The 3,093-nt window shown below is 24.4% G+C and carries 6 protein-coding genes; all 6 read left to right on the top strand.

The genetic code is table 11. From position 1 onward, the window contains the following. Nucleotides 1-241 precede the first annotated feature (241 nt). The 6 genes from LJD32_RS14750 to LJD32_RS14725 all read left to right on the top strand — a co-directional run bounded on the left by LJD32_RS14750 (nucleotide 242) and on the right by LJD32_RS14725 (nucleotide 2,972). Nucleotides 242-580 carry a PadR family transcriptional regulator gene (locus tag LJD32_RS14750; protein ID WP_227392792.1) on the top strand — a complete coding sequence of 113 codons (339 nt, stop codon included), beginning with the start codon at nucleotides 242-244 and terminating at the stop codon, nucleotides 578-580. Beyond that, nucleotides 573-950, top strand: a complete 378-nt coding sequence (locus LJD32_RS14745) for a DUF6120 family protein (protein ID WP_227392791.1) — start codon at nucleotides 573-575, stop codon at nucleotides 948-950. The genes LJD32_RS14750 and LJD32_RS14745 overlap by 8 nt, the downstream gene beginning before the upstream one ends. A gap of 13 nt (nucleotides 951-963) precedes the next feature. Next, nucleotides 964-1,416, top strand: a complete 453-nt coding sequence (locus LJD32_RS14740) for a hypothetical protein (protein ID WP_032091146.1) — start codon at nucleotides 964-966, stop codon at nucleotides 1,414-1,416. A 122-nt stretch (nucleotides 1,417-1,538) separates the two neighbouring features. Further along, nucleotides 1,539-1,724 carry a GHKL domain-containing protein gene (locus LJD32_RS15695; protein ID WP_081919049.1) on the top strand — a complete coding sequence of 62 codons (186 nt, stop codon included), beginning with the start codon at nucleotides 1,539-1,541 and terminating at the stop codon, nucleotides 1,722-1,724. Between the two features lie 69 nt (nucleotides 1,725-1,793). Next, on the top strand, nucleotides 1,794-2,330 hold the full coding sequence (locus LJD32_RS14730; RefSeq protein WP_227392790.1) for a TetR/AcrR family transcriptional regulator C-terminal domain-containing protein: 537 nt from the start codon (nucleotides 1,794-1,796) through the stop codon (nucleotides 2,328-2,330). An 84-nt stretch (nucleotides 2,331-2,414) separates the two neighbouring features. Beyond that, complete coding sequence (locus LJD32_RS14725; protein WP_227392789.1) at nucleotides 2,415-2,972, top strand: DUF308 domain-containing protein; 558 nt, start codon at nucleotides 2,415-2,417, stop codon at nucleotides 2,970-2,972. The last annotated feature ends 121 nt before the right edge of the window (nucleotides 2,973-3,093 follow it).

Here is a 3,093-nt window from a genome sequence, read left to right as displayed (position 1 = left end):
ATAAAAAAATTAAAAGTATAAAAAAAGCCGATAAAATCGACATATTGAAAGAAATGGTTTAAATGTAGTTCTAAAAAATATAGTGATAACTTCTAAAGACGGGTATTCCTTTCATTAGTTTAGGTTGACGTCTACCTTAATTTTATTATATCTTATATTACTATATTGTCAATAATACCTTTATAATAATAGTATGGTAATTATAATATTATAATGCTATAATTATTTTGGTGATATAGTTATGGCAAAATCAAATAGCTTTTTTAATATAGATATGCTTGTTTTAAGTTTGTTAAAAGTAAGTGATTGCTATGGATATGAATTAGTAAAAAAAATCAAAGAAGTTTCAAATAATACATTAGATATAAAAGAAGGTACACTTTATCCCGTAGTGCATAACCTATTGAAAAAAGAATACATTTCTAGTCGAGATGAAATAGTAAATAAAAAAGTAAGAGTTTATTATCATATTGAACCTATAGGAAGAGACTATCTAGAAAAAACAATTACTGATTTTAAAAAAAATATTAAAGGTGTATTCGACATTATTGAATATGGTGAGGTGGAAAAAAATGAATAAAGATTCAAAAAAATTTATTAAATATGTAAAAAGAATAATTCCTATCCATTCAAAAGATAAAAGAGAATTTATCTTATTATTAACTCAAAGAATAAAAGAATTTTCAGATGATTTAGAGAGATGTACTTATCAGGATATTGTAAATGAATTTGGTACGCCTAATGAGGTTGCAGGATCTTATATTGAAAATATGGAAAGTAATGAACTCATAAAAAAACTAAATAGGGAAAAGTTACTTAAATATTTTCTTTCAACACTTCTAATTTTAATAACTCTATTATGGGGATTTAAAATGTATAGATTAAATCAATTATATGAAGAAGCAAAATCAGAAACACATGGTTATATTACTGAAGAAATTATTAAATAAAAGGAGAAAATTTATGAAAAAAATTATATTATTTTTAAGCTTATTTTGTATTTTATGCATACCTTCACAAGTAAATGCTTATAATTATGAAAATATTTCACAGATAGAATATTTGGAAGATGGTTCGTATATTGAAACAACTATATTTGTATCTAATGATTATGCCAGATCTCAAAAAACTGCTAGTAAAATTGCTAGATATAATAGTAGTACGGGCGTTCAACAATGGTATGTAACTGTAACTGGAACGTTCTCATATGGTAATGGATCAGCAAAATGTATTTCATCATCAGTTAAGTCAGGTGTATATAATAATAAATGGGCTATTTCGAGTAAATCTGCTTCTAAATCAGGAGCAACAGCAATAGCATCTGCAACAGCAAAACATAGCTATGATAATACATCTTATGAAACAAAAAAATTAACTGTTAGACTTACTTGTAGCTCTACAGGAGTATTATCATAATAATTGAATAGCATTACAAGGTAAATATCAGATTTCATTAAGTTATATAGCATTTGTCATTTTATATAATTGTATGTTTATAATTATATTTAAGTATTTGTTATTTATTGTTTTTGATATGAATTAACTATCCAGTATTAAAATATAATCCTCAGCTCATAAGTAAAAAAGGAACGTCAGAACATGGAATTGGTTTATCAAGTGTAAAATCAACTTTAAAAAAATATAAATCTGAAATATCTTTTTCAGAAGATAAATATTGGTTTACTGTTCTTATAGTTATTGATAAATACGAATATATTCATTAGTATTCATTTAAAAGAAATTGTTCATCTACAATTTCTTTTTTGTTATAATGTGGTAAATGAGGTAATGATATGAAAAAAACAAAAGAAACAATTATTGATGCTTTTTGGCAATTATTAGAAGAAAAACCATTTAATAAAATAACGGTTCAAAACATTGTCGAACGCTGTCATTTAAATAGAAATACATTCTACTATCATTTTCAAGATATTCCTAATTTAGCAGAATATACTGTTAAATCATGGGCAGATCAAATTATTCAAAATAACTATGAATTTGGTTCACCAATGACATGTCTTGTACCACTTATAGAAGAATGTAATCAACATAAAAAAGCTTTTCAACATCTTTATAATTCATCACAAAAAGATGAGTTTATTACCTATATGAATCATGTCGCTTTACATATTGTTAAAATGTTTATGAAACAATCTTCACATTATGTATCAAGAAGTGAAGATGAAAAGGGAACATTAACACATTTTTATAAATGTTTAATGATTGGTATTTTAATTGATTGGTTAGAATGCCAAGGAGATTATGATTTAAAATTATTTGTAGAAAAAATCTATCATTTAATAGATAGTTCCTCACAGACTTTATTATAAGTCTGTTTTTTTGGTTATTTTACTTATTTTGTCCATTTTATAATCAATAAAAGAGGACTATATTATAAGTAGGAAGTGATACATATGAAAACATTAAATAAAGTAAAAACAAGTATTTGGATCAACGCACTTAGTGCAATTATTATTGGGATTTTATTCTTGATCAATCCTCAAGAATCATTTCAAATGATTACGATTATTGCAGGAATAATTATTACATCAACAGGTATTCTTGATTTTATTTATTATTTAAATGGTTGGCTTGATATTTATTTTATGAAGAATACATTATTAAGTGGTTTTCTAAAATGTTTGTTAGGAATTTTTGTGTTAACACATATACCACTTATGACAACTTTCTTCTCTTATATTTTTAGTTTATATATTATTGTTAGTGCTTTATATTGTTTTGAAGCCTATACGTTTATTAAATCAATGATAAGTTATTCTTTAACTTTTGATTATGTTGTTGTCACAATTTTAATATTTACAGGTCTTGCGATGTTCTTTTTAGCACCAAGTACAGTGATTTCATCTTCATTTGTGATTGGTATATTATTTTTAATTAATGGAATATCTAATCTCTTTATTGTCTTTAGATTAACAAGAATTATTAAACAATACAGAACCTATATTCAATAAGCAGAGAAATCTGCTTTTTTTAAATAATTAAAACATTTTAGCACTCATCTATTGACAGTGCTAAAGTCAAGAGCTATAATGTATTTAGAAATTAGGAAAGGTATTAATAAAGAACCTAGTT

It is taken from the genome of Faecalibacillus sp. TM498, from assembly GCF_020589955.1.
GTDB lineage: Bacteria > Bacillota_I > Bacilli_A > Erysipelotrichales > Coprobacillaceae > Faecalibacillus > Faecalibacillus intestinalis.
Note: the sequence above shows the minus strand (reverse complement) of the source record. Positions and strands in the feature narration are given on the sequence as shown.